General features: G+C 41.0%; 22 protein-coding genes. 20 read left to right on the top strand and 2 right to left on the bottom strand.

All coding sequences use genetic code 11. The features are described from left to right. Positions 1-39: 39 nt before the first annotated feature. The 16 genes from BCU57_RS09390 (at position 40) to nadE (ending at position 16,873) form a co-directional block, all read left to right on the top strand. Positions 40-873, top strand: a complete 834-nt coding sequence (locus BCU57_RS09390) for a DUF692 domain-containing protein (RefSeq protein ID WP_102436342.1) — start codon at positions 40-42, stop codon at positions 871-873. Beyond that, positions 873-1,622 (top strand): DUF2063 domain-containing protein, encoded by a 750-nt coding sequence (locus BCU57_RS09385; protein WP_102436340.1) that lies wholly within the window; start codon positions 873-875, stop codon positions 1,620-1,622. The genes BCU57_RS09390 and BCU57_RS09385 overlap by 1 nt, the downstream gene beginning before the upstream one ends. A 349-nt stretch (positions 1,623-1,971) precedes the next feature. Further along, positions 1,972-2,337 (top strand): YbaN family protein, encoded by a 366-nt coding sequence (locus BCU57_RS09380; RefSeq protein ID WP_102436336.1) that lies wholly within the window; start codon positions 1,972-1,974, stop codon positions 2,335-2,337. 158 nt (positions 2,338-2,495) lie between these two features. Then, complete coding sequence (apt, locus tag BCU57_RS09375; RefSeq protein WP_198589273.1) at positions 2,496-3,047, top strand: adenine phosphoribosyltransferase; 552 nt, start codon at positions 2,496-2,498, stop codon at positions 3,045-3,047. 219 nt (positions 3,048-3,266) lie between these two features. Next, on the top strand, positions 3,267-5,993 hold the full coding sequence (dnaX, locus tag BCU57_RS09370) for a DNA polymerase III subunit gamma/tau (protein WP_102436334.1): 2,727 nt from the start codon (positions 3,267-3,269) through the stop codon (positions 5,991-5,993). A 130-nt stretch (positions 5,994-6,123) separates the two neighbouring features. Continuing rightward, a complete protein-coding gene (locus tag BCU57_RS09365) occupies positions 6,124-6,453 on the top strand; it encodes a YbaB/EbfC family nucleoid-associated protein (RefSeq protein ID WP_076542292.1) in 330 nt (109 codons plus the stop codon). A 121-nt stretch (positions 6,454-6,574) separates the two neighbouring features. After that, positions 6,575-6,970 (top strand): GFA family protein, encoded by a 396-nt coding sequence (locus BCU57_RS09360; RefSeq protein WP_102436332.1) that lies wholly within the window; start codon positions 6,575-6,577, stop codon positions 6,968-6,970. 114 nt (positions 6,971-7,084) lie between these two features. Next, positions 7,085-7,582, top strand: coding sequence for a hypothetical protein (locus BCU57_RS09355; RefSeq protein WP_102436330.1), 498 nt, complete (start codon positions 7,085-7,087; stop codon positions 7,580-7,582). Beyond that, complete coding sequence (locus BCU57_RS09350) at positions 7,575-7,805, top strand: helix-turn-helix transcriptional regulator (protein ID WP_102436328.1); 231 nt, start codon at positions 7,575-7,577, stop codon at positions 7,803-7,805. The genes BCU57_RS09355 and BCU57_RS09350 overlap by 8 nt, the downstream gene beginning before the upstream one ends. Before the next feature lie 219 nt (positions 7,806-8,024). Further along, entirely contained in the window at positions 8,025-8,624 is a 600-nt protein-coding gene (gene recR, locus BCU57_RS09345) for a recombination mediator RecR (protein WP_102436326.1), read from the top strand. 566 nt (positions 8,625-9,190) lie between these two features. After that, the gene (locus BCU57_RS09340) at positions 9,191-10,402 is read left to right on the top strand and encodes an IS256 family transposase (protein WP_102440683.1); all 1,212 of its coding nucleotides are present in this window, start codon (positions 9,191-9,193) and stop codon (positions 10,400-10,402) included. A gap of 269 nt (positions 10,403-10,671) precedes the next feature. After that, entirely contained in the window at positions 10,672-12,585 is a 1,914-nt protein-coding gene (gene htpG, locus BCU57_RS09335; protein WP_102435782.1) for a molecular chaperone HtpG, read from the top strand. Positions 12,586-12,659: 74 nt separating this feature from the next. Continuing rightward, positions 12,660-13,532 carry a co-chaperone YbbN gene (locus BCU57_RS09330; protein ID WP_102435780.1) on the top strand — a complete coding sequence of 291 codons (873 nt, stop codon included), beginning with the start codon at positions 12,660-12,662 and terminating at the stop codon, positions 13,530-13,532. 120 nt (positions 13,533-13,652) lie between these two features. Next, positions 13,653-14,297, top strand: coding sequence for an adenylate kinase (gene adk, locus BCU57_RS09325; RefSeq protein ID WP_076542252.1), 645 nt, complete (start codon positions 13,653-13,655; stop codon positions 14,295-14,297). 249 nt (positions 14,298-14,546) lie between these two features. Beyond that, positions 14,547-15,851 (top strand): inosine/guanosine kinase, encoded by a 1,305-nt coding sequence (locus BCU57_RS09320; RefSeq protein WP_102435778.1) that lies wholly within the window; start codon positions 14,547-14,549, stop codon positions 15,849-15,851. A 191-nt stretch (positions 15,852-16,042) separates the two neighbouring features. Further along, complete coding sequence (gene nadE, locus BCU57_RS09315; RefSeq protein WP_102435776.1) at positions 16,043-16,873, top strand: ammonia-dependent NAD(+) synthetase; 831 nt, start codon at positions 16,043-16,045, stop codon at positions 16,871-16,873. Between the two features lie 17 nt (positions 16,874-16,890). Here the strand turns inward: nadE and BCU57_RS09310 are convergent, their stop codons facing one another. Then, complete coding sequence (locus BCU57_RS09310; protein WP_241903441.1) at positions 16,891-17,490, bottom strand: DUF6942 family protein; 600 nt, start codon at positions 17,488-17,490, stop codon at positions 16,891-16,893. A 118-nt stretch (positions 17,491-17,608) separates the two neighbouring features. Here BCU57_RS09310 and BCU57_RS09305 point away from each other — a divergent pair, with 118 nt between their 5' ends. After that, entirely contained in the window at positions 17,609-19,054 is a 1,446-nt protein-coding gene (locus BCU57_RS09305) for an alpha/beta hydrolase (protein WP_102435774.1), read from the top strand. A gap of 65 nt (positions 19,055-19,119) precedes the next feature. On the opposite strand, the gene BCU57_RS09300 is transcribed toward BCU57_RS09305, so the two are convergent. After that, a complete protein-coding gene (locus BCU57_RS09300) occupies positions 19,120-21,240 on the bottom strand; it encodes a diguanylate cyclase (protein WP_102435772.1) in 2,121 nt (706 codons plus the stop codon). 445 nt (positions 21,241-21,685) lie between these two features. Between BCU57_RS09300 and BCU57_RS09295 the strand changes: the two genes are divergently transcribed. The 3 genes from BCU57_RS09295 (at position 21,686) to BCU57_RS09285 (ending at position 25,775) form a co-directional block, all read left to right on the top strand. Further along, entirely contained in the window at positions 21,686-21,952 is a 267-nt protein-coding gene (locus BCU57_RS09295) for a DUF4212 domain-containing protein (RefSeq protein WP_076542242.1), read from the top strand. 10 nt (positions 21,953-21,962) lie between these two features. Beyond that, positions 21,963-23,681, top strand: coding sequence for a sodium:solute symporter family protein (locus BCU57_RS09290; RefSeq protein WP_102435770.1), 1,719 nt, complete (start codon positions 21,963-21,965; stop codon positions 23,679-23,681). 243 nt (positions 23,682-23,924) lie between these two features. Next, positions 23,925-25,775 carry a DUF294 nucleotidyltransferase-like domain-containing protein gene (locus tag BCU57_RS09285; protein WP_102435768.1) on the top strand — a complete coding sequence of 617 codons (1,851 nt, stop codon included), beginning with the start codon at positions 23,925-23,927 and terminating at the stop codon, positions 25,773-25,775. Positions 25,776-25,816 lie beyond the last annotated feature (41 nt).

Here is a 25,816-nt window from a genome sequence, read left to right as displayed (position 1 = left end):
CATTAATTTAACTGATTAATTGTGTGTTTGAGGTGATAAATGGCAAAACAAGCAACAGTGGGACTGGGTTTGCGCCGAGAAATGCTTGATGAGTTTTGTCAGCATGTGCCTGATGAAATAAACTTTTTCGAAGTGGCGCCTGAAAACTGGATGACCCTAGGCGGTAAGTTTGGTAAGCAGTTTAGGCAACTTACAGAGCAACATGAATTTTTTTGCCATGGTTTATCTTTATCTATCGGCAGCCCACATGCGTTAGATACTGAGTTCGTTAAGCAAGTAAAACGCTTTTTAGATAGCCATCAAATCAATATCTACTCTGAGCACTTAAGTTATTGCTCTGGTAGCGGCCACATGTATGACTTAATGCCGATCCCTTTTACCGAAGAAGCGGTAACTTATGTTGCAAAGCGTATTAACCAAGTTGAAGATATTTTAGAGCGGCCGTTTATTTTAGAAAATGTGTCTTTCTACGCTGCGCCCGGTGCGAAAATGACTGAGCAGCAATTTGTTAATGCTGTGCTGGATGAGGCAGATTGTAAACTGCTGCTTGATGTTAATAATATTTATGTAAACTCAATAAACCATCAATATGATGCCGCTGAATTTCTCAGCTCAATGCCGACCAAGCGGATTGAATATATGCATATCGCGGGTCATTATGAAGAATCATCCCAGTTAATGGTCGATACCCACGGCGCTGATGTGATTGATCCTGTTTGGCAATTATTGCAACAGAGTTATCAGCAACATGGGGTGTTTCCGACATTATTAGAGCGTGACTTTAATATCCCCAAAACCGCTGAATTACTGCAAGAGATCAATCAAATTCATCGCTATCAACAAGCCGCAAAAGCGATCAAAAGGAGTGCTTAATGGATTTTATTAACACTCAACAAGCCTTTATGGATTATATTCGCGATCCCAGCAAGCCACTGCCACAAGGCATGACATTTGAGCGAATGAATGTTTACCGTGAGCTATTTTTCAATAACATCAATGGCTTTGTGTCAGGCGCGTTTCCGGTACTGAAAAGTCTTTATACTGATGATGCATGGACCAAACTCATTCAACAGTTTTTTGTAAGTTTTGACTGTAAAACCCCCATATTTATTGAAATATCCCAAGAGTTTATCTGTTTTTTGCAAACTCAATATCAGCCTGCGGATTACGACCCTGCCTTTATGTTGGAGCTAGCACATTACGAATGGCTAGAGTTATATATTGCCACTGTTTTCGATGATGTTAATGAGCAGCCAATTGCCAAAGACTTGATTACCGAGCTACCGCTAAAGCTGTCAGTGACCGCCACTGTGGCGCAATATCAATATGATGTGCAGCACATCAGTGTCGATTACCAACCCACAGAGCCCAGTGAGCAGGGGCAAAGCTTTTGTGTTTATCGCGATGAACATGATGAAGTTAACTTTTTAAAGTTAAACCCATTAACAGCCCAAGTGTTAGCCTATATTGCTCAAGCCGAGCAATGTTACTTTAATGATGTATTGACATGGCTTAGCGAGACCTACCCACAGATGACGCCGGAAACCTTATCTAATGGCTGCTTGCAAATGTTGCAACAATTGGCCGACAAAAGGGTTATCTGTTCGTTAACACAGGCTTAAACAGTGGATAAAACTCCTACTTAATTTGTGGTTTATATTAAAAGTCTTTTTACATACAATAGCGCGAATTTTGTGATCCAGTTCACGCTGCTGTAAGGCGGCCAACATTACTGTTAGGAAGTAAAAACTATGAGTCAGCCGTTTAAAGACCCATTTAACATTATGTATTTTATTGGTTTTATTCTTGTTTTATTGTTACCAACGCTACCAGCGTCTCTATCTGCCTTGCGACTTGCAGGCTTAATTTAACTGCCAATCTCAGTTATTATACCGCTCAGTTAAGTCATAGAGTCGGTTATCCAAAAACCATTCTATTGAATGGTTTTTTTTGATTTGGGCTTGGAGTCATATGGCGTTAAAACGAGGCTTGTTCCTCATTACTGGTTTAACGAGCTTAACGCTTGGCACCATTGGTATTGTGGTGCCCTTATTACCAACAGTGCCTTTTATCTTGCTGGCTGCTTATTGTTTTGCCCGCTCAAGTACGCGGATGCATCACTGGTTGATGACTCATCCTTGGTTTGCTCAAGGGTTAAATGATTGGCAAGATAAACGAGCAATCAACAAACGGTTGAAGAAAAAAGCCATGATAATGACCACCTTAAGCTTTGTTGTGAGCATTTTAATTGTGCCATTAGTTTGGGTGAAAGTGATGCTCGCTTGCATGTTATGTTGCCTACTGGTTTATCTGTGGCAGATCCCAGAGTTAGATTAAAAGTTACCTTTAATTTGCTCGTTAGTTGCAACTATCTTAAAACATGCTTAGTATCACTGCCATTGAGTGATATGCCAGAAACTATATTTTCAATTTCAAGCTAATGATATTGAAAATGATGGCTATTAAAACATTCCTTTTACAATAGATTATCTAATATGACTATGAACTCAGAACGTTTAGCGCTTATCAAAAACAGTATTAAAGCTATTCCTGATTACCCAATCCCAGGCATTATGTTTCGCGATGTCACCAGCCTTTTAGAAGACTCTGAAGCTTATAAAGCCACTATCGCTTTATTTGTAGAGCATTATAAAGATCAAGGTTTCACTAAAGTTGTCGGTACTGAAGCGCGTGGATTTTTATTCGGTGCGCCATTAGCATTAGAGCTTGGTATTGGTTTTGTACCCGTACGTAAGCCGGGAAAATTGCCGAGAAAGACGATTGCGCAAACATACGATCTTGAATACGGTAAAGACACCTTAGAAATTCACGTAGATGCGATCACCCCTGAAGATAAAGTATTGGTCGTTGATGACTTACTTGCTACAGGCGGCACCATTGAAGCAACGGTAAAATTAATCCGTGAATTAGGCGGCGAAGTTAAGCACGCTGCATTTGTTATTTCTCTGCCAGATATCGGCGGCGAAAAACGTCTTGAAGGTTTAGGGGTTGAGTTATTGACCTTATGTGAGTTTGAAGGCGAATAGCCAAGCACGCATAATATGTTAGCGGCTTTGTTGAGCTTAACTCAATAAAGCCTGATTTTTGCTCTGCATCGATTGAATCTTCAGCAAATTATCCAGCCTTTTAGAGTAGCAATAGCCTGTGATTGATGAGCATGCTATTGTTATTTTTATTTTCGGGTACAATTAATTACCATTGGTATTATTTAGATCATCCCGTTTCATTAAAGCTTGGGGAATTCCATGTCTTATCAGGTGTTAGCCCGTAAATGGCGCCCTGCCAAATTTGAAGAAATGGTAGGGCAGTCACATGTTCTACTGGCACTTACAAATGCACTCACACAGCAACGATTACATCATGCGTATTTATTTACTGGCACTCGAGGTGTGGGTAAAACCAGTTTAGCGCGCCTATTTGCTAAGGGGCTTAACTGTGAGCAAGGGGTCACTTCGACACCTTGTGGCGTGTGTTCAAGTTGTGTTGAAATAGCCCAAGGCAGGTTTGTTGATCTTATTGAAGTGGATGCGGCCTCAAGAACTAAGGTCGATGATACCCGTGAGCTACTTGATAACGTGCAATATAAGCCTTCAAGAGGCCGTTACAAAGTCTACTTAATCGATGAAGTACATATGCTGTCTCGAAGTAGTTTTAATGCCTTACTGAAAACCCTTGAAGAGCCGCCTGAGCATGTGAAATTTCTACTGGCCACCACAGATCCGCAAAAATTGCCGGTGACTGTGTTGTCTCGCTGTTTACAATTTAATTTAAAAAGTCTGTCTCAAGATGAAATTACTAAGCAGCTAGATTTTATCTTAACTCAAGAGCAATTAACCTTTGAGCCCCAAGCATTAACACTATTGGCAAAAGCGGCTAACGGCAGTATGCGTGATGCCCTGAGCTTAACCGATCAAGCGATTGCCTTTGGTAGCGGCCAAGTGATGCACCAACAGGTGCAAACCATGCTTGGCAGTATTGATGCCCAGCAAGTCTTAGTGCTGCTAAAAGCCTTATGTGATGCCGATATTGCTAACTTAATGCAAACTATTCAGCAAGTGCTGAGTTTTGGCGCAGATGCCGATGAGGTGCTGCGCAGTTTATTGGAATTACTCCACCAAATTACCTTAACGCAGTTTGCGCCAGCCGCGGCGCAGCAGTCGTTATACAGCGAACAAATTTTAGCCTTTGCTCAGCAATTAACCCTTGAGCAAGTGCAGCTTTACTATCAGTTATTGTTAACGGGTCGCAAAGAATTAGGCTTTGCTCCTGATCCTAAATCAGGTCTTGAAATGGCGTTACTTAGAGCCGTGGCATTTGTACCTGAAAAGCCCGTTAAACGTTGGCACACCGATGAGCCAGTAACGATTTCATTGACGCCAGACCCCGTGACCCCAGAAACGGTTAAATCGGCGCCGGTTAGCTCGAAGGCTGACACTGCTACAAATAATGCAGGCGCTTCAGTTGCAGACAATGAAGCAATAACGGCTACTAAGCCAGCCCAAGTAAGCAATACTGCAGTTGATAGCAGTTCTGTGTCTGCGGCAATAACGCTGCCACAAACTGCAAGTATCGCAGCTGAGGACGATAATCTAAATGCTGCTCCCGAGATAGCCGCAGAGCAAGCTATTATCCTTAGTCAAGCTGACAGTTTAGGTTTCAATCAGCAAGCAGCGACTGAAACGCAAGCAGTTGACTCAGGCGTTATTGCAGCGCCAGCAGTTAAAGCCGCTGCAGTAGAAACACCTAGAGTAGAAACGCCAGCAATTGAAACTCAGCCTGTCACATCAACAACATCGTCAAATGAGATGCCCATTGATGCCTACGAGCAGTTTGCTCAGGCAAGTGACGAATCTTATGCTGAATTTGATAACGACGATCACAATCAATATCAGCAGGCAGAAGCAAGTACTCCGCAAGCTAATGTTCAGCAAACTAGTGCCGCGCAAGCTAAGCTTGAGCAAACAACCGTTGATACTACAGAAGCTGACTTAAGCGACATGGATGCTTTACTTGATGCTGTGCTCGCTACCAATGATTCATTAAAGGCGGAATTAAATTCGCTAGCCGAAGAAGGTGAACAAGCAAAAAAGCAACAGGCGGTAGCCAATCCAAGTATTAAAATTCCTGCACCCAAAGCGAAAATGCAGTCGATTGAAAATACCGCCACAGTTGATGCTACTATTGATGTAACCACGCAAGTAAACACAAGTGCAGCAAATGATGCAGCAAATGATGCAGCAGATAGACCGCCATGGGAAAAGCCCACTGAATTACCTGCAGCTTCAGTTTTAACTGCAATAGCAACAACTGAGCCTGAGGTGAGCCATAGTGCAGCAACTAACATGGCAGTTGACAATGCACAAACTACTATCGCCGCCGTTGAAGTGCCAACAAGCGCTGTTAATGAGGAGCCGGGAAGTCGTCAGCATGCACACACTGCCATAGCGTCAGCTGAGAATAATGCCCCAGTGGCTGAGACAGCAGTCGCTCACGTATCGACTGAAGTGGCATTAAACGGTCACCATGAAATCTCAGGTGATAGCCTAGATTTGCACTGGTACAAAATTATGTCGCAGTTAAGCATAGGCGGCAGGGTAAGACAGCTCGCCGTTAATTCGGTATGCCAACGACTGGACAATCCGATCCCGTTATTACTTAAACCGGATCAAAAACATTTATCCGCCGAAGTGGCGATTGAGCAATTACAAATTGCCTTATCGGAGCTTTTGGGCGAAGACACAAAGGTGCAAATTCAGGTTGGGCTTGATCCACAACATGAAACCCCACTTGAATTGCGTAAAAGATTTCATCGAGAGTTATTAGCTAATGCAAATTACGCTTTAATTAACGATGACAAAGTACAATGGATGTTTACTCGTTTAGCGGCTCAGCTAAATCCAGATACTTTAGTGTATCCGGTTGAAAAGCTACAGGCGATAGGGCAACAAATTCCAGCATTGACTGTTCAATAAAACAGCTAAAGCGTTATAGGCGTCAAAACTTTGATAGCAATAGCCGCGGATTTATTGCCAATTTATTTTTTTTCAGTAAGATTAGCCCCACTTTGGCTGCTTGCTAATAACCTAATTAAGAGAAAAGACTATGTTTGGAAAAGGCGGTATGGGCAACTTAATGAAACAAGCCCAAATGATGCAAGACAAAATGGCTAAAATGCAGGAAGAAATCGCACGCACTGAAATGACCGGTGAAGCGGGTGCAGGTTTAGTTAAAGTGACCATGACGGGTTCACACAACATTCGTAAAGTTGACATCGACCCTAGTTTGATGGAAGACGACAAAGAAATGTTGGAAGATCTTATTGCTGCAGCATTCAATGACGCAGCACGTCGCATCGAAGAAAACCAAAAGACTAAGATGGCTGAAGTCACTGGCGGTATGCAATTACCTCCAGGAATGAAAATGCCATTCTAAATCTTAAAGGTTTTAAGATTCAAAAGCCCAAGTTTATCTTGGGCTTTTTTGATCGCGTTTCATTCAGATTAAATTTTCTGCTAAATTGTACCGCCATGTCAGAGTCTTATAAGGATATATTATGCTAACCAAGGTCGGTGAAACCGTTATAAAGTCGAAACACTTAGCCAGTTGTCATTGCGGCGCGGTTGTATTATCACTTTCATTACCCAATGGCATTGAAAAGCCAAGACGCTGTGATTGCTCAATTTGTCGCAGAAAAGGCGCCATTGTGGGCTCGGTAGAATTAGCTGGCATTCAAATCGTAAAAGGCGCGGATGCTCTCAAGTTATATCAATTTAATACCCACACTGCTAAGCACTACTTTTGTCGCCATTGCGGTATTTATACCCACCATCAACGTCGCTCTAATCCTACAGAATATGGCTATAACATTGGCTGCTTAGAAGGTGTTAATCCTTTTGATATTGATGATGTTGTGCTTAACGATGGTATAAATCACCCCGCAGACAGCTAAGCGATAAAAGCATTAATTTGTTAACCCAAGGTTAAAAATATTTGACATGGTTGATTGTTAGCCTAAACTAAAAGCGTGTCAAAAATAGTTAACATTAAGTGAGGTTTAATTAACATGAGTAATGCAAATAAATTACTGCAATGGCTGCAAGAAACGAGCTTTCGAGAAGTCACTTTATCCGTTGATTTACTGGTAACGGGCTATATTTTCTATTTTTATGGTAGCAGCTTATTTCATGCTAGCCCTGAAGAATTAGCTTCAATACAGTGGATTTCAGGTATCTTTTTAGAAATTATAATTTATTCAGTAGTGCTAATGGTGGTGAGCTACATTGCTCTGGCATTAATCACAGACGATGAACTGTCACAACCTATGGATGTACGCGAAAAACAAATTAATCTCATTGGCTATAAGTATTCAGCGATTATTTTGAATGTAGGCGTGATACTGGCCATAGTGCAATACAGTGTTGAAGCCAATGACCTTGGTCTATCACAATTGGGCTTTGCTCATGCGCCGCTGCATATTTTAGTGGTGTCTTTTTTGTGTGCTGAGCTGGCATTTTATGGGGTGCAGCTATACAAGGGGCGTACAGGTGATATTTATGAGTAAACCGGCGATTTCTAACGCTATCCGCACCTTGCGTTTTTTAAATGGTGAAATGACACAAAAGCAGCTTGCTGAATTAATAGGTGTCACTAGGCAAACCGTGATGGCCATTGAGTCTAATAAGTATTCACCCACTCTTGAAGTGGCTTTTAAAATTGCTGAAGTGTTTGAACTGCCGCTAGATCAGGTATTCAGTTATCACCCCGAAAGTGATACTAAGTCCTAGCACTAATAGTTAGCAAGCTAGCTAGCCTTGGCAACAGTTAATACTGACAAAGAAACGCTAACCGAACTGACGAGTTCTGTGTTGTGAGTAGCATTAGCAATAACATCATTCTTTTGTCGCAATCATAATTACAGTACCATACGCACATTGATGCTGATTGAATGGTTTATTAACTTAAATCAGCACGCTTAATTAATAAAATAAGGCAATGAAGTATTTATGAAATTTAGTCCACTGGTTGATGAGCTTATCGAATCTTTGCGCTGCTTACCGGGTGTCGGACCAAAATCAGCCCAACGCATGGCGTTTCAATTATTAGAGCGTAACCGCAAACAGGGCCATAAATTAGCCAGTGCGTTAGAACGTTCAATGAGTGAAGTGGGGCATTGCCAAGCCTGCCGTACCTTTACTGAAGAGCAGCTATGTCCGATCTGTAGTAGCCCTAAACGGGGTAATTCAGAAGTAATTTGTGTGGTTGAAACCCCAGCTGATGTGTTAGCCATTGAAGCGGGTGGCCATTTTAGCGGCTGCTATTTTGTGTTACTTGGGCATTTATCACCCCTTGATGGTGTGGGCCCTGAAGAGCTTGGCTTAGCGTTATTAGAGCAACACCTTGCATCAGATGATGTCACAGAGTTGATTTTAGCAACCAACCCCACAGTAGAAGGTGATGCCACGGCGCATTTTATTGCTGATATGGCCCGTAGACATAATGTAGTGATCAGCCGAATCGCCCACGGAGTCCCTGTTGGTGGTGAGCTTGAGTATGTTGATAGCACCACGTTAGCGTTGTCATTCAATGGTCGTATTCCGCTGTAGTTGCGAACTGTAGTTATAAATGATAGTTACGAACTGCAGTTATAAATGATAGTTGCGAACTGCAGTTATAAATGATAGTTACGAACTGTAGTTATAAACGATAGTTACGAACTGTAGTTATAAATGATAGTTACGAACTGTAGTTATAAATGATAGTTGCGAACTGTAGTTATAAATGATAGCTGCGAACTGCAGTTATAAATGATAGTTGCGAACTGTAGTTATAAATGATAGTTGCGAACTGCAGTTATAAATGATAGTTACGAACTGCAGTTATAAATGATAGTTACGAACTGTAGTTATAAACGATAGTTACGAACTGTAGTTATAAATGATAGTTGCGAACTGTAGTTATAAATGATAGTTCGAACTGTAGTTATAAATGATAGTTGCGAACTATAGTTGCGAACTATAGTTGCGAACTATAGTTGCGAACTATAGTTGCGAACTATAGTTGCGAACTATAGTTGTGAATTTGTGTCTTATTTTAAAGGAGACTGTAACTAATTTTGTGTAACTGCTTATCAACACGTACTCTATAGAGAGTCAAGGATAGGCAGATACTCATGAACAAAAAAGATATTGAAGCTTTTGCTAAAGAAGCTGCTAAAAGCATTAAAACACCAGAAGACTTAAACCAATTCAGTCAGATGCTCAAAAAGATAACGGTCGAAGCCGCTCTTAATGCCGAAATGGATGACCACCTGGGCTATGAGAAACACCATAAATCGACTTCTGCTAATAGCCGTAACGGTAAAACCAGCAAGCGCATTCAAACTGAAGATGGTCAATTTGAGCTTGATACGCCGCGAGACCGTGAAGGCAGTTTCGAACCTCAGTTAGTTAAAAAACACCAGTCCAGATTTACCTCTATGGACGATAAAATATTGTGGCTCTACGCTCAAGGCATGAGTACTCGTGATATCGTTCAAGCCTTTGATGAATGGTACGGCGCAGAGATATCACCCACGTTAGTTTCTCGCGTTACCAACGCCGTTCTAGAGCAAGTTATTGAATGGCAAAGTCGACCTTTAGATGCCATTTACCCAATCGTTTACCTTGATTGTATCGTCGTAAAAATCCGTCAGGATAAGCGCGTTATTAACAAATCTATTTTCTTAGCGTTAGGCATTAACCTTGAAGGTCACAAAGAGCTAATGGGGCTTTGGATAGCTGAAAATGAAGGGGCTAAATTTTGGTTAGGTGTCCTCACTGAACTACAGCAACGAGGCGTTGAGGATATTCTCATCGCTTGTGTTGATGGCTTAAAAGGCTTCCCTGATGCTATCAATACCGTTTATCCAGATACTCATGTACAGCTCTGTATCGTACATATGGTCAGAAATTCATTAAAGTACGTATCGTGGAAAGACTACAAGGCAGTCACTGCGGACCTTAAAAGCATCTACCAATCAACAACGGAGGAGGAAGCTTTACTTGAATTAGACCGTTTCAGCGATACCTGGGATGAGCAATACCCCCAAATCAGCAAGTCATGGCATAATCATTGGCACAACTTAAATACGTTTTTCAATTATCCTCAGGATATTCGTAAGGCCATTTACACAACCAATGCTATAGAGTCGTTAAATAGCGTGATTAGACGAGCGTTGAAAAAACGTAAGGTATTTCCTAATGATGACTCGGCCAAGAAAATGATTTACCTTGCGATAAAAGAAGCCAGTAAAAAATGGACCATGCCCATCCGAAACTGGCGTACTGCGATGAGCCGATTTATTATTGAGTTCGAAGACAGAATTGTGAAGCATATTAACTAAATTGCAGTTACACAGAATCTGTTACACCCTCTTTTAAAGCCCAGCTTATGAGTGAGTAAGCTGGGCTTTTTGTTTCCAATATTAGCCGGTATTAGCTCAAATCGATTGCTAATCGCCAGTTATTTCGCCAGTTCATGGTTTTTTTTCAGCAATAAAATAATTTCCCCTTGAATTCTATTTATCGCGCCCCATTTCCTAGGTAACAAAGATTTTTATACCGTGTTGGATACAACATGGTTGATGTATTAACGTAAACAAGGGAAATTTTCATGTCTCAACAAGAAACGCATGGCTTTCAAACCGAAGTAAAACAGCTTCTACATCTGATGATCCATTCTTTATATTCAAATAAAGAAATTTTCTTACGTGAACTAGTCTCAAATGCTGCGGATGCGGCAGATAAGCTACGTTACTTAGCATTAACTGATAACGCATTATATGAAAGCGATACTGAACTGCGTGTTCGTATTAGTACCGATCAAGAAAAAGGCACTGTTACTATTGAAGATAACGGTATCGGTATGACACGTGATGGTGTGATTGAACATTTAGGTACGATTGCAAAATCAGGTACTGCAGACTTCTTTAAAAACTTATCAGGTGAAGAGTCAAAAGATTCGCAGCTTATCGGTCAATTTGGTGTAGGTTTTTATTCTGCCTTTATCGTTGCTGATAAAGTCACTGTACGTACCCGTGCAGCAGGTGCAGCAGTTGATCAAGCGGTTCTGTGGGAGTCAGCAGGTGAAGGTGACTTTACCGTTGATACCATCACTAAAAATAGCCGCGGTACTGAAATTACCCTTCATTTACGTGATGAAGAAAAAGAATTCGCTGATGATACTCGTTTGCGCTCAATCATTACTAAGTACTCTGATCATATCTCAGTACCAGTAGAAATGTTTGAAGCTGGCCTACCAGAAACAGATGGCGAAGATGGCGAGAAAATCCCTGCTACTGAAGGCGAGTGGAAGCCCATGAACAAAGCCACTGCGCTTTGGACTCGTAGCAAATCAGATATATCAGATGAAGAATATCAAGAGTTCTACAAGCATATTTCTCACGACTATGCTGATGCAGCAACGTGGTCTCACAACCGTGTTGAAGGTAAGCAAGAATATACCAGCTTATTATATATCCCAACTAAAGCCCCTTGGGATATGTTTAACCGCGACGTTAAGCATGGTCTAAAACTATTCGTTCAACGTGTATTTGTACTAGATGATGCTGAACAGTTTATGCCAACTTATTTACGTTTTGTTAAAGGCTTAATCGATTCAAATGATTTGCCACTCAACGTATCGCGTGAAATCTTACAAGATAACAGCGTAACTAAAGCATTGCGCACTGGTGTGACTAAGCGCGTTCTTGGCATGCTAGAAAAAATGGCTAAAAACGATGCTGAAAAGTATCAAGCTTTCTGGGCTGAATTTGGTCAAGTATTAAAAGAAGGCCCAGCTGAAGATTTCGCTAACCGTGAGCGTATTTCTGGTTTACTGCGTTTTGCTTCAACCCATAACAATTCACCAGTGACAGATGTGTCATTAGATGATTACATCAGTCGCATGAAAGAAGGCCAAGATAAGATTTACTATATCGTGGCTGATAGCTATGAAGCGGCAGCTAACAGCCCGCATTTAGAGCTACTGCGCAAGAAAGACATTGAAGTTCTATTAATGTCAGAGCGCATCGATGAATGGCTAATTAACCACTTAACTGAATTTAAAGACAAGAAACTTCATTCAGTTACTCGCGGTGATTTAGAGCTAGGTGAACTTGAAGATGCTGCTGAAAAAGAAGCTCAAGAAAAGTTAGCTGGCGAAGCTGAGTCATTAGTATCACGTATTAAAACAGCGCTAGAAGGTAAAGTATCAGACGTTAAAGTGACTTCTCGCTTAACTGATACGCCAGCATGTGTGGTTGCCGGTGAAGGTGAAATGTCATCGCAAATGATTAAGCTTATGCAATCAGCAGGTCAGCCTGTACCTGAGTCTAAGCCGACATTTGAAATTAACCCACAGCACCCGCTGGTTGAGCGTCTAAATGACGAGCAAGATGAGCTAGCATTTGCTAACTGGGCAGATTTGTTATTACAACAAGCTCAGCTTTCAGAAAAGGGCAGCTTAGCGGATCCATCGGCATTCATTAAGTTAACCAACCAAATGCTAGTGGCGAGCTTAAAATAGTCATTAGTATTGCAATAAAGCGGGCTTAGGCCCGCTTTTTGTTAGCTATCACGAAATAGTTAAAAGGAATCAATATGGAACATATTATTAATTTAACTAAAGAAAATATTCAGCAAATTGTTGATGCTTCGATGGATAACTTTGTGGTGATGTCTTTTTGGGCACAACAGCAACCGCAAAGTGTACAAATGCTACAAGTGATGGAACAGATTGCCAATGAGCAAGCTGGGCGCTTTATCCTTGCGAAAGTGAATTGTGAAGCTGAGTTAGAAATTGCTAATTACTTCCAAATTCAGAGCTTACCTACCCACCTAGTGCTGAGTAAAGGTCAGCCGGTTGATGGTTTCGCTGGGGTGCAAAGTGCAGCGCAAGTGAATGAATTACTTGATAAGCATCTTCCTGCGTTATGGGTAACAGATTTTAATGCTGCAAAAGCGATTTTGGTTGAAGCAGGCATTGAAAAGCCAAGCGACGAAAAACTTGAACAAGCCTTAGCATTACTGAAAAGTGCCTTTGCTGAATCTCAGCAACAAGCAGAAGTGGCCTTAGTGCTTATCGATGTTTATTTACAATTGGGCATACTGGCTGAAGCTAAGACCTTATTAGATACGATAGGGCTTGCAGATCAAGACAGTTACTATCAGAACTTAAAAGCCAAGTTAGCCCTAGCAGAAGACGCTGCAGATACCCCTGAAATTCGTCAGTTACAACAATCATTACAACAGCAGCCTGGTAATATTGAACTGACTATCGATTTGGCCAAAGCATTGAATCAAGCTAATCGTGGCGAAGAGGCACTTGAGTGTTTATTTGCCATTTTAGAGAAAGATTTATCCGCTGCGGATGGAAAAGTTAAACAAGTGTTTATGGAAATATTGACAGCACTAGGGCAAGGCAACGCCATAGCCAGTCAGTATCGCCGCCGTTTATACAGTTTACTGTATTAAACACGGAAAATTTTCGTATTAGATATTGGTCTAAATCTTGAGGTTTTACCTTCTAAAGACCGTCTAAATGTGCGAAAATCGCCGCCTAAAAATATGAAAGCAATATAGAGGACTTTTGAGATGCGCATTATACTATTGGGTGCCCCTGGTGCCGGTAAAGGTACACAAGCTCAGTTCATTATGGAGCAGTACGGTATCCCACAAATCTCAACTGGTGATATGCTGCGTGCAGCAATTAAAGCTGGCACTCCGTTAGGATTAGAAGCTAAATCAGTGATGGATGCGGGCCAGTTAGTATCAGATGACCTAATTATTGGTTTAGTTAAAGAACGTATTGCCCAAGATGATTGTGCAAAGGGTTTCTTACTTGATGGTTTCCCTCGTACTATTCCTCAAGCAGACGCTATGGTTGCTAATGGAATTGAAATCGATCACGTGATAGAAATTGATGTGCCTGACGAAGAAATCGTTAAGCGTATGAGTGGTCGTCGTGTTCACTCAGGCTCTGGCCGTGTTTATCACATTATCTTCAACCAACCTAAAGTTGAAGGTAAAGATGACGTCACTGGTGAAGACTTATCTATCCGTCCAGATGATGAAGAATCAACTGTACGTAAGCGTCTTGGTATTTATCATGAGCAAACTAAGCCGCTAGTAGAATACTATGGTAAAGTCGCAGCTGCTGGTAACACTCAATACACTAAGTATGATGGTACTCAAACTGTTGCCGCTGTTAGCGCGCAAGTAAAGCAGTTGTTAGGTTAATACCTATAAAGTAGTATTTTTATACTGTTGAATTATAAAAAAAACCTGCATTGCAGGTTTTTTTATGTCATAAATAAAATCATCGTCACAAAAACTGAGAATGATTGACATCTATCTTGGTGTTGATTGTATTTGTGTTAAAATTAGCGTTTGGTAATAAGAACGTTTCTATTAAAGCGTTACTGTTTTCAAAAGCTGTGAATAACCCATAATCCTTATTGCATGGATGCCTACTCAAGAGAGTTTAAGATGAAGTTCCCTGGTCAACGCAAATCTAAGCACTATTTCCCAGTAAACAACCGAGACCCATTATTGGCTCAGTTAACCCAGCAAGAGCAGTCTGTATCTACCTATATTTGCGGTATTGACCAAACTCTTGTGGATATTGAAGCAAAAGTCGAAGATGAGCTACTGGGCCGTTACGGGCTTCCAAAAGGCAACTCAACTCTTATTGATGATCAGCAAGCTCACGAACTTTATAATGAACTAAAAAACAATGAGATGATCAGCGATGAATTTGCTGGTGGCACCATTGGTAATACCGTTCATAACTACTCAATTTTAGCTGATGACCGTTCGGTATTATTTGGCGTTATGAGCCAGAATATCATGGTCGGTAGTTATGCCTATCGCTACCTTTGTAATACCTCCTCTAAAGTGGACTTAAACTACCTGCAGCCAGTAGATGGCCCTATCGGTCGTTGTTTTACTTTGATCTCTGCTGAAGGTGAACGTACCTTTGCGATTAGCAAAGGTGCAATGGATAAGCTAACCCCAGAATATATTAATAAAGACGTGGTTCAAGGTAGTTCAGCGCTAGTTTTAACTGCGTATTTAATGCGTGCCAGCGAAGGTGATTTAATCACTGAAGCGGCAATGAAAGCGATTGAATATGCTAAAGAAGCCGATGTGCCAGTGGTATTGACTTTAGGTACCCGCTTCTTAATTCAAGAAGACCCTAAATGGTGGCAAGATTTCATTTGCGATAATGTAACAATTTTGGCGATGAATGAAGACGAAGGCGAGGCCTTAACGGGGTTCAGCGATCCGCTATTAGCCAGCGAAGCGGCCTTAGAGTGGTGTGATATGGTGTTGTGTACTGCAGGACCGTTAGGTTTATATACAGCAGGCTATACTGAAGACTCTGAAAAAAGAGCCACAGCCCATTTATTATTACCGGGCGCAATTCCTGAATTTAACCGTTACGAATTCTCGCGTCCTAAACGTAAATCAGACTGTACTACACCGATTAAAGTGTATGCTCATATCTCGCCTTATATGGGTGGACCAGATTATATCCGTAATACAAACGGTGCCGGAGATGGAGCGTTATCAGCATTACTGCATGACTTAGCAGCTAATACTTTCCATAAAACCAATGTACCGGGTTCAAGTAAGCATCAGCGTGATGGCCTGTGTTATTCATCTTTCTCGCAAGTGTGTAAATATGCTAACCGCGTCGCTTATGAAGTATTAGCCCAGCATAGCCCAAGATTATCTCGTGGTTTACCTGAGCGTGAAGATAGTTTAGAAGAGTCATACTGGGAAAGATAACCAGACAGGTTTTCCGTTTATATAATCAGTGACTAAATCAAGGGCAATCACCAAGTGGTGATTGCCCTTTTTGTTTGCATCAAGATAAACAAGTACTTGGTAGACGCCGAAAAATTCAGTAGGATGTTGAATATGCAGAAACATACCTCATTTTAAGTAATTCTGGTTTTAAAAATACATTGGAGAGCATTGTGAAGGGACAAATCTTAAGAGAAATGAAAGTACTTAAGGCGATTGAACCTGCTTATGAAGTCGAGCGCCGCGTAGCATTTCTTAAAACCAAATTGGTCGAGGCTCACAGCCATTGTTTGGTATTAGGGATTAGTGGTGGTGTTGACTCATCTGTAACCGGCAGATTATGCCAGTTAGCGGTAGACAGCTTAAATGCTGACAATCCACAGCAGGCTTACCAATTCATTGCGGTGCGTTTACCATATCAAGTACAAAAAGATGAAGATGAAGCTCAGCTTGCATGTCAATTTATTCAACCCTCAAAGCAGGTAACAGTGAATATTGCTGATGGGGTTATTGGTGTGCATAACGCAACGGTTTCAGGACTTGAGGATGCCGGTATTCAAGTCGCTAATAATGATAATGTTGATTTCATTAAAGGTAACGTCAAAGCCCGTATGCGAATGATTGCTCAATATCATATTGCAGGCCTAACTGGCGGCTTAGTCATTGGCACCGATCATAGTGCAGAAAATATTACCGGTTTTTATACTAAATTTGGTGACGGCGCCTGTGACTTAGCACCCTTGTTTGGTCTTAATAAGCGTCAAGTTCGCCAATTAGCCAGTTACCTTGGAGCGCCAGATATATTAGTGACCAAAGCGCCAACTGCAGATTTAGAAGACGATAAACCGCAATTAGAAGATGAGGTGGCATTAGGGCTAAGCTATGATCAAATCGATGATTTCTTAGAAGGCAAAGAGGTTGATAGCTTTGTTGAAGATAAACTTATTGCGATTTACCAGCGCACCCAACATAAGCGTCAACCTATCCCGACGATTTATGACTAATTTAACTTCCCACTAGCTTAGAGCAAGGATTGTTTAAGTGAGCTTAAATAGCGCCTTAGCTGCTCAATTAACACATTGGGAAACTGGCGGTAATCTAAATATGGCGTGATGAGTATCTGCTCATGCGCCATTATTTTTTGGCTTTCATCTATGGCGGTTAACGCAGATATAAACGATTGATCGCTTATATTAGCGAATGCAGCTTGGCCACAAATGATATGAATATGGCTATTCACACTAAGCTTAGTAGCATTAATGATAATGTTACATTGACTAAAATCTACCCGCTTTAAATCATCAGTAGCTTGCGGATTAAATAATTGGTTGCGGCAATCTCGCCATGTATCTGGCGCTTTATCAGTAACAGCAATCTTGGCCATGATAGTAAATATTTTTCGCCAATGATTGCCATTATCGTTAATGATTTGCTCGATAGCATTTGTATTTTGCCAATGCCATGCTTTGGAGACTTTAGGTGGCGTTGGCAAATAGAATGTGATTTCAGCTTTTTCAGAGCCTAATAAAATAGCTTTTGAGCTAAGCTCGGCGTTTGGCTTAGTCGCGTTATTTGTGATAACAGCAGGCTTTGTATGAATGCTTGGCTGAGTTGATTTCATTATGGGTTTGCTACTCAATATTTTCGGCCTGATGGCATATTATTATTTGTAAATTCAGACTCTTTTTAGACTATCATTAAAACTATACGGACAAAAATTAATTCCATAGGACTGGCGAATGAAAGCAATAGTAATCGGTTCGACTAAACATCTGTTATTTTTTGCTATTTATGGTTTTATTGCCAGTTTACTGCTTTTTATCGCCGCTGTGGTTTGGTTTTTAACCGCTCGCTCTGAATTGGAAATTTGGCATACAACGCGTTTAAAAAATGAATATCATCAGTTGTCTGGCTTAACAGACTTTTCCCAGTATCTTGCTCTTGAAGACAAGCTATTTAATGAGTTAGACCGCAAAATATACCAACAATATACTCCTAAGCTGGCTTCACCTATTAATCGTTACGAAGCCAATAGTTTATCAGATCCAAATCATTGGGATGTAAACTGGAATCGCTCTTTTGAGTGGTCAAACCCCGATGCCAATTATGGCATTTTATTTCTCCATGGTATGTCAGACTCCCCTTATGCGATTTCAAACCTAGCGCGACATTTTAGCGCTTCAGCCGATGTTTTAGGGCTACGTTTACCAGGGCACGGCACTATTCCTGCTGGCTTAGCAGATATCACTTGGCCAGATTTAGCCAGCGCAGTAGCATTAGCGACTCAGCACATGAAGCAAAAATTGGCCGGTAAACCGTTATATGTCGTGGGCTTTTCTACCGGTGCAGCACTGGCATTAAACCTTCAACTAGAAGCAATTGCTGTTAATAACCCTACAGATTATCAAGCAATGATGTTTCTTTCGCCAGCTATAGGGTTAGCGCCCATTGCAGCAGGCGCAAAGTGGCAAGCGAGGTTAGGGCGTTTAATTAATCAAGAAAAACTGTTTTGGAATACCATTGAGGTTGAATACGACCCTTTCAAATATATCTCATTTGCAGTGAATGCCGGTGACGTTGTTTATCAACTGGCTGAAAGAAATCAATATTTAATAAAACAATTTGATCAGCAGCAATTAGCCAATATTCCTCCTATTTTAACCTTCCAGTCAATTGCAGATGATACCGTTTCTACTAACGCGGTGGTCGAGCATTTGTATCAATATTTACCCTCAGATAAGCATAGCTTAGTGATATTTGATATCAATCGTAACCGTAATAATCATCAATTGATCACTAAAAACTTGTTAAACGAAATGGGGCCACTTTGGCTCAACATGCCCATGAACTACCGTTTAAGTTTAATTGAAAATAGCCAGCAATCTGAGTATGGCGTGCAAGAGCAAAACTTGGTTGAGAGCGAAGAGGGAGCAACAGTAGACTTAGCACTGAAATGGCCAGCTGGGGTGTATTCATTATCGCATGTTGCCTTGCCTTTTCCTGAAAATGACCCCTTATACGGACCACATTATCAGCCTCAAAGTCAGCATATTCAGATAGGGCAGGCAATCTTTAAAGGTGAGCGGGGATTGTTTGGGATCCCCGCCGCAGAGATGTTAAGACAGAAATGGAATCCATTTTATCCGTATATGTTAGATAGATTGGAGCAGTTTATTGAGCCGTGATTATCGCGGTAGCTAAACTCGTCACTAGCTTAGCGATTATGGTTTTGATATAAAACGTTAGTGGGCTACTCTGGGTCACTTGGATCATTAATCACATCAATAATGACTTTATTTCGCCCTTGCTCTTTTGCTTTGTATAGGTTGTCATCTGCAACTTTTATCCAGTGATCAATGTCTTTAGAAAAGTTGGCGTTAGCCGTTATCGCGCCAATACTGGTGGTGACTGAAAAGTGCTGTTCATCCGTTGGCGAGTTAATTATTACTTTGGCTAACTGTTCTCTAAAATGATTGAGATGCTGCTCAATTTTAAGGGCATTAGATAAAGGCAATATCAAAATAAACTCTTCACCACCATAGCGAGAAACGATATCGGTATCGCGTTTAAATTGCTGTTTTAATAGTTTAGATACGACTCTTAAGCATTCGTCCCCAGCCAAATGACCGTAGCTATCATTGACCTGTTTAAAGTAATCTAAGTCAAGGATAGCAATGGTAATGGCATGCTCACCTCGCAGACAAAAATCCAGCAAGCTATCAAATCTATCTTCTGCATAACGGCGATTATAAAGCCCCGTTAGTGGATCTTTATCCACTAATGCCAATAACTTTTGATTGGCTTTTTCAAGCTCATCGGTGCGAATCGCGACAGTTTCTTCTAGCTCCAGTTGGTGCTTAAGTAAGTCACGTTTACTGGCGGTGAGGCTCTTGTACAGGTTATATACTTCTTCTGATGTACTTTCATTATCAATTTGTTCTTTTAATTCAGTACCACTGATTTGTCCGAATTGATTAGCCACAATTTCTAATGAGTTAGTGAGTAAACGACACACTCTGGAGGAGATTAAAAAGGTCAAAATGATGGAGATGAATAGCATCAAGTAGGTGCCTAGCATTTGTGTTTCGGCGGTTTTAACTAACGGAGACAGTGGCTGTAATACATACAACTTCCAACCATTGTTTAGTCGATTACTGATGTACACGTATTCAGGTGATGTGGCGGTTAAGTTGTGAATATTGATCACATTTAAACTGGTGCGGTAATTTCCTTTTTCATTTGAATAGGTAAATTCTACGTGAGTGCTTAAGTTTAGAGAAGGGGTGGAATAAATGATGTTGTTATTGTTATCAACGATGATAATAAACTCTTTATCCCCTGTTCCATTTTGATTATCTATCTTAGAAAAGAACGCTAAATCCAGCGAGCCTTCAATAATTCCACTGACCTTTGATTGATCATTATTGTGATAAAAAGGGGCACTGATGGCGATAATTGATTCGTCACCAAAGCCGCGGCCTTTAAACACAGGCGAAACAAACAAGCGCTGATTATAAAAAGACTCAATAAAGTAGTCTCTATCTGAAATTGATAAATCCAGAGGTTGCCCTGTTTTATTGAGCATAATACTGCTGGGGCTTGCGGCAATCACTTGAGCATCAGTGTCTGCCAGCAGCATAGTAATAAAACTAGGATAATGCTGATGCAGTTTGATTAAAACTTGTTGTAATTCACTGTAGGATGACGTCGTTAAGCTGATTAAATCTGCTGCATAATCAATGACCATTTTATGTTCATTAAGGTATTGCTCGGTTGCCGTACTAATATGTTCGGTGGTGTCAGTTAAATTTCGCTTCAGTAACTCTTGTTGTTTTTTAAGAAACAAATAATTAAAAGTCAGTGCTGATAATAACAAGCAAAGGGTGATCATTAACGTCATAAAGTAGGTGACTTGAGCGTTAAAACTACGACGTTTTTGGTTGGTTTTTGTGTCGTTTAACTGCCACGTATTAGGAATAAACAAGATGAACAGTGACGCCAAGCCAGCGTAAATTAAACCGTTGATGCTTTGCTTGATAATGGCGAATAACATGTGGCTATCTGGAAAATCAGCAAGTGTCACCATGTATATGTAGGTTAATGGCATACCAAGAGCTAACCAATAAATACCACTGCTATATAAGGGAAACAGGCCTTTTCTGCGAGCAATGCCAATGAATATTGCTTCGGTACAAAATAGTAAATATACATGGGGGCTACCCCAAGTGAGCATTAATCCACTTGCGCTGAGTATGGCGGTGACTAAACCATACCAAGGGCCTAAAAGCACAGCTGAAATAACGGTAAAAGTATTACCTAGCACTAATTGGACATTGGCGAATATTGGAATGGGGTAGCAATTAATTACCATTCCTAATAGGCCAAAACAGAGTGCAATTAGGAGGTTTTTTTTATTTATTATAGGAAACTGCAATCGAATACCATGTGATCGAACTGTTATGTAAAAATTTTATACTCGTCAAGCATTTAACTCAAGTGGAAACGATATTGTGGCCCCCGTAATGTGAAAAATCTGAATTCTGCTTGTGAGCTCAATACCCATTTGAGGCAATACTTTCCTGCTGCTTATCTTAGTCAATCACTAAATTCAGTTCGACCTTGGTCTACATTAGCTTAATTGGTGATGTAGACATAACTTCAGCATTTCATAGATTAAGTTGTTGTTAATAAGTAACTATTTTGTTTTTTCTATAACTGGCCAAACCAAATCTTAGACTAAGGTCGTGATTGTGGTCACATTTTGAGTTGTTAGATTAACTATCGACTTAAAAAATAATTAGCACTGGGGAGTCACTATGAGTTTCGAAAATCAAGATACAGCAAGTGGGTACTGGCGTGAGAATTTACGCTTAGTATTGGGGTTGCTGGCAATTTGGGCTGCAGTATCATTTGGCTGCGGTATATTACTGGTCGATGTTCTTAATGAAGTCCACTTCATGGGCTTTAAATTGGGATTCTGGTTTGCACAACAAGGTGCCATGTATGTGTTTGTTGCACTGATTTTTGTGTATGTAGCGAAAGCGAATGCTTTAGATAAAAAATATAACGTACACGAAGACTGAGGAATAAATCATGGATGTTCAAACTTTAACTTATATTATCGTGGGCTTGACGTTTGCCCTGTACATCGGTATCGCAATATGGTCTCGTGCTGGCTCAACTAAAGAGTTTTATGTCGCTGGTGGCGGCGTGCCGCCAGTTATGAACGGTATGGCAACAGCGGCGGATTGGATGTCCGCGGCATCATTTATATCACTTGCCGGTATTGTTTCATTTACTGGTTATGATGGTTCTGTCTATTTAATGGGCTGGACCGGTGGTTATGTTCTGCTAGCGCTTTGCATGGCTCCATACTTACGTAAGTTCGGTAAATTTACTGTGCCAGACTTTATTGGTGATCGCTATTACTCACAAGCTGCGCGAACTGTGGCAGTCGTGTGTGCGATTTTCATCTGTTTCACCTACATCGCCGGTCAAATGCGTGGTGTTGGGGTGGTATTCTCCCGTTTCTTAGAAGTCGAAGTTGAAACTGGGGTTTATATCGGTATGGCAGTGGTGTTCTTTTATGCTGTTTTAGGCGGTATGAAAGGGATTACTTACACTCAGGTTGCGCAGTATTGTGTGCTTATTTTTGCCTTTATGGTACCAGCCATTTTCATCTCGGTAATGATGACAGGTCATGTGTTACCGCAAATTGGCTTTGGTGCAGAACTTGTTGATGCAGCAGGTAATGGAACAGGAGTTTACCTGTTAGATAAGCTTGATGGCTTGTCGGCAGAACTTGGCTTCTCTCAATATACTGAAGGCTCAAAGAGCATGATTGATGTGTTCTTTATTACTGGTGCCTTGATGTTTGGTACCGCTGGTTTACCCCATGTCATCGTGCGTTTCTTTACAGTGCCTAGAGTAAAAGATGCGCGTGTATCAGCAGGTTGGGCATTAGTATTTATTGCTATTATGTATACCACAATTCCAGCATTGGCAGCTTTCTCTCGTGTAAATATGATTGAAACCATTAATGGCCCAGAAAAAACCGGTGTTGCTTATGAAACAGCGCCTGAATGGATTAAAAACTGGGAAAAAACTGGCTTAATTACTTGGGATGATAAAAATGCTGATGGCAATATCTATTATGCTAAAGGCGATACCAATGAAATGAAAATTGACCGCGATATCATGGTATTAGCAACGCCTGAAATTGCATCTCTGCCAGCATGGGTCATAGCATTGGTCGCTGCTGGTGGTCTTGCGGCGGCACTGTCTACATCTGCGGGTTTATTATTAGTTATTTCTACCTCGGTATCCCATGATTTATTGAAGAAAAACTTCATGCCAGATATCTCAGATAAGAAAGAGCTTTTATTTGCGCGAATTGCCGCGGCGCTAGGTATTGTCATGGCGGGTTACTTTGGTATTAACCCACCAGGCTTTGTGGCCGCGGTTGTTGCGATTGCATTTGGTCTAGCTGCCTCGTCATTGTTTCCTGCCATTGTTATGGGGATCTTTTCAAGAACCGTTAACAAAGAAGGTGCGATTTCAGGGATGGTTTTAGGTTTACTATTTACTGCAAGCTATATCGTGTACTTTAAGTTTGTTAACCCAAGTGCCAATAGCAGTGAAAACTGGTTCCTAGGTATTTCGCCTGAAGGTATTGGTATGCTAGGTATGATGATTAACTTTGGTGTTGCATTTGCTGTTAGCAAAGTCACTGCAGCGGTACCTGCTGACGTGGTTGCTATGGTTGAGTCAATTCGATTCCCGAAAGGCTCAGGTGAAGCGCACGACCATTAAGATTCATACAATATGAATTTTAAAATGTGAGTATTTAACTCTCGGATAAAAAAGCGCTTCGGCGCTTTTTTTATTGGTGACAGTGTTCAATTCTTTATGAACAAATGCTGTTAGCAAGTGTTTAATATTAGTGAGTTAAATATTGCCACTTATGGCCATTGGTCGAATATCAGCCTCAATATAATTTACGTATATTAAATTAATAAGACAGAAAATGATTTGGCAGTAAGTAAGAGGCCCGCGATGAAAGATGCCAGTGAACTGCAACCCATTGTTCAATTTATTAAAGAGTTAGTGCCATTTGATAGTCTTTCAGAGACAAATTTAACGCGCTGCTGCAAGCAAATCACCATTGGTTATTACAGTAAAGCATCGGCTGTAGTGCCCTTAGATGCCAGTCATCCACAACTTTATATTGTTCGCTCTGGCGCATTTGAAGTAAGAGACAATCAAGGTGAGTTATTAGATAGGTTGGGCGAAGGAGACTACTTTGGTTTTCCGTCTTTGCTATCTGGTGAAAAAGTCAGTAACCAAGTGCAGATTTTAGAAGACAGTTTGGTGTATCACTTAGATCCCGAAACCTTTGATTTTTTACGTAGTGAAAGCCGCAGCTTCGATCGCTTTTTTAATCGTGCCTTTGCCAGAAGAATGCGTCATCAAGCTAGATTTAAAGCAAAAGACTTAACCACAACCAATCGTATCAATAGTTTAATGTCTGCCGATCCTCTAATTATAAATTGTAATGCCAGTGTCAGTGAAGCGGCGAAAAAAATGCGTTTAGCCAGAGTGTCATCAGTGCTAGTGATGGATAATCAGCAATTGATTGGTATTCTTACCGATCGAGATTTACGTAATCGAGTGCTTGCTGAAGGCTTTGATGGCAATTTGCCGGTTCATCAAGCGATGACTCCCAATCCCACCAAACTTGAAGCTAACGCCTTAGTATTTGAAGCAATGCTGTTGATGAGTGAACATGGCATTCATCACTTACCCATTATGGAACAAGAAAATGTGGTGGGGATATTAACCAGTACTGATATTTTACGCGGCCAGAGTTCACAGCCCTTGTTATTAATCGGCGAAATCGAGCGGCAAACCAATATCGATAGCCTGATCAATGTCAGTAAACAAATTCCGGTATTACTACAAAATCTAATCAGTGCAGATGCCCGAGCAGAAGAAGTGGGCAGGGTATTAACCTCGGTTACTGATGCATTAACCCGGCGATTAATTATTTTAAATCAGCAAATTTTAGGTGAAGCGCCAATGGCCTTTTGCTGGTTAGCGTTTGGCTCACAAGGCAGGCAAGATCAAGCGGCCTGTTCAGATCAAGATAACGGTATTTTGCTGGCCCATGAGCCTGATGAGCATGCAAAAGGCTATTTTGACGCCTTAACCCATGCGGTTTGTAAAGGGCTGGATCAATGCGGCTATATATATTGTCCCGGGGATATTATGGCGCAAAACCCCAAATGGCGTTTGTCACTGTCCCAATGGCAACAACACTTTGAAAAATGGGTGCTATCACCCGAACCTAAAGCCTTAATGCATGCCAGTATCTTTTTTGATATGCGCTCCGTTTATGGGCCGCAGAATTTATTTGATCAGTTACAACAGCACGTCTTAAGCAACACCAAAGATAATGATATTTTTCTTGCTGGAATGGCGGGTAACTCACTGGTTGAAACGCCGCCGCTAGGCTTTTTTAGAAAGTTTGTGTTAGAGCGTGACGGCAGTGAAGTAAAAGGTATGGATTTGAAACATAAAGGCGTAGCGTTAATCAACGATATCGCCAGAGTGTATGCTTTAAGTGCAGGTATTACTGAAGTGAATACGCCTAAGCGGATCCGAGCATTGATGGAAGCCAATATCATTAACCGTAAAGATGCCCTTAATCTAGCGGATGCCTTAGAGTTTATTGCGCATATGCGGTTATCAAATCAAGGTCAGCAGCATACACAACAACAAGAAGTCACCAATTACTTAAAACCGCAGCAAATGTCATCGTTATTGCGACATCAACTCAGGGATGCTTTTAAAGTGGTTCATGATGCGCAATCTGGCTTAAGAATGAAGTTTATGCGAAGTTATTAATGGTATTTCTATGTGGGTTGGCCTGTGATGTTAATTTAGCT

Source organism: Shewanella sp. 10N.286.48.B5 (assembly GCF_002874355.2).
GTDB lineage: Bacteria > Pseudomonadota > Gammaproteobacteria > Enterobacterales > Shewanellaceae > Shewanella.
This window is presented reverse-complemented; position numbering and strand designations above follow the sequence as displayed.

What these genes read in the sequence shown, in the direction of transcription:
- BCU57_RS09390 (WP_102436342.1), top strand. Translation starts at nt 40, where the DNA reads ATGGCAAAACAAGCAACAGTGGGACTGGGTTTGCGCCGAGAAATGCTT.
- BCU57_RS09385 (WP_102436340.1), top strand. Translation starts at nt 873, where the DNA reads ATGGATTTTATTAACACTCAACAAGCCTTTATGGATTATATTCGCGAT.
- BCU57_RS09380 (WP_102436336.1), top strand. Translation starts at nt 1,972, where the DNA reads ATGGCGTTAAAACGAGGCTTGTTCCTCATTACTGGTTTAACGAGCTTA.
- apt (WP_198589273.1), top strand. Translation starts at nt 2,496, where the DNA reads ATGACTATGAACTCAGAACGTTTAGCGCTTATCAAAAACAGTATTAAA.
- dnaX (WP_102436334.1), top strand. Translation starts at nt 3,267, where the DNA reads ATGTCTTATCAGGTGTTAGCCCGTAAATGGCGCCCTGCCAAATTTGAA.
- BCU57_RS09365 (WP_076542292.1), top strand. Translation starts at nt 6,124, where the DNA reads ATGTTTGGAAAAGGCGGTATGGGCAACTTAATGAAACAAGCCCAAATG.
- BCU57_RS09360 (WP_102436332.1), top strand. Translation starts at nt 6,575, where the DNA reads ATGCTAACCAAGGTCGGTGAAACCGTTATAAAGTCGAAACACTTAGCC.
- BCU57_RS09355 (WP_102436330.1), top strand. Translation starts at nt 7,085, where the DNA reads ATGAGTAATGCAAATAAATTACTGCAATGGCTGCAAGAAACGAGCTTT.
- BCU57_RS09350 (WP_102436328.1), top strand. Translation starts at nt 7,575, where the DNA reads ATGAGTAAACCGGCGATTTCTAACGCTATCCGCACCTTGCGTTTTTTA.
- recR (WP_102436326.1), top strand. Translation starts at nt 8,025, where the DNA reads ATGAAATTTAGTCCACTGGTTGATGAGCTTATCGAATCTTTGCGCTGC.
- BCU57_RS09340 (WP_102440683.1), top strand. Translation starts at nt 9,191, where the DNA reads ATGAACAAAAAAGATATTGAAGCTTTTGCTAAAGAAGCTGCTAAAAGC.
- htpG (WP_102435782.1), top strand. Translation starts at nt 10,672, where the DNA reads ATGTCTCAACAAGAAACGCATGGCTTTCAAACCGAAGTAAAACAGCTT.
- BCU57_RS09330 (WP_102435780.1), top strand. Translation starts at nt 12,660, where the DNA reads ATGGAACATATTATTAATTTAACTAAAGAAAATATTCAGCAAATTGTT.
- adk (WP_076542252.1), top strand. Translation starts at nt 13,653, where the DNA reads ATGCGCATTATACTATTGGGTGCCCCTGGTGCCGGTAAAGGTACACAA.
- BCU57_RS09320 (WP_102435778.1), top strand. Translation starts at nt 14,547, where the DNA reads ATGAAGTTCCCTGGTCAACGCAAATCTAAGCACTATTTCCCAGTAAAC.
- BCU57_RS09310 (WP_241903441.1), bottom strand. Translation starts at nt 17,490, where the DNA reads ATGAAATCAACTCAGCCAAGCATTCATACAAAGCCTGCTGTTATCACA.
- BCU57_RS09305 (WP_102435774.1), top strand. Translation starts at nt 17,609, where the DNA reads ATGAAAGCAATAGTAATCGGTTCGACTAAACATCTGTTATTTTTTGCT.
- BCU57_RS09300 (WP_102435772.1), bottom strand. Translation starts at nt 21,240, where the DNA reads ATGGTAATTAATTGCTACCCCATTCCAATATTCGCCAATGTCCAATTA.
- BCU57_RS09295 (WP_076542242.1), top strand. Translation starts at nt 21,686, where the DNA reads ATGAGTTTCGAAAATCAAGATACAGCAAGTGGGTACTGGCGTGAGAAT.
- BCU57_RS09290 (WP_102435770.1), top strand. Translation starts at nt 21,963, where the DNA reads ATGGATGTTCAAACTTTAACTTATATTATCGTGGGCTTGACGTTTGCC.
- BCU57_RS09285 (WP_102435768.1), top strand. Translation starts at nt 23,925, where the DNA reads ATGAAAGATGCCAGTGAACTGCAACCCATTGTTCAATTTATTAAAGAG.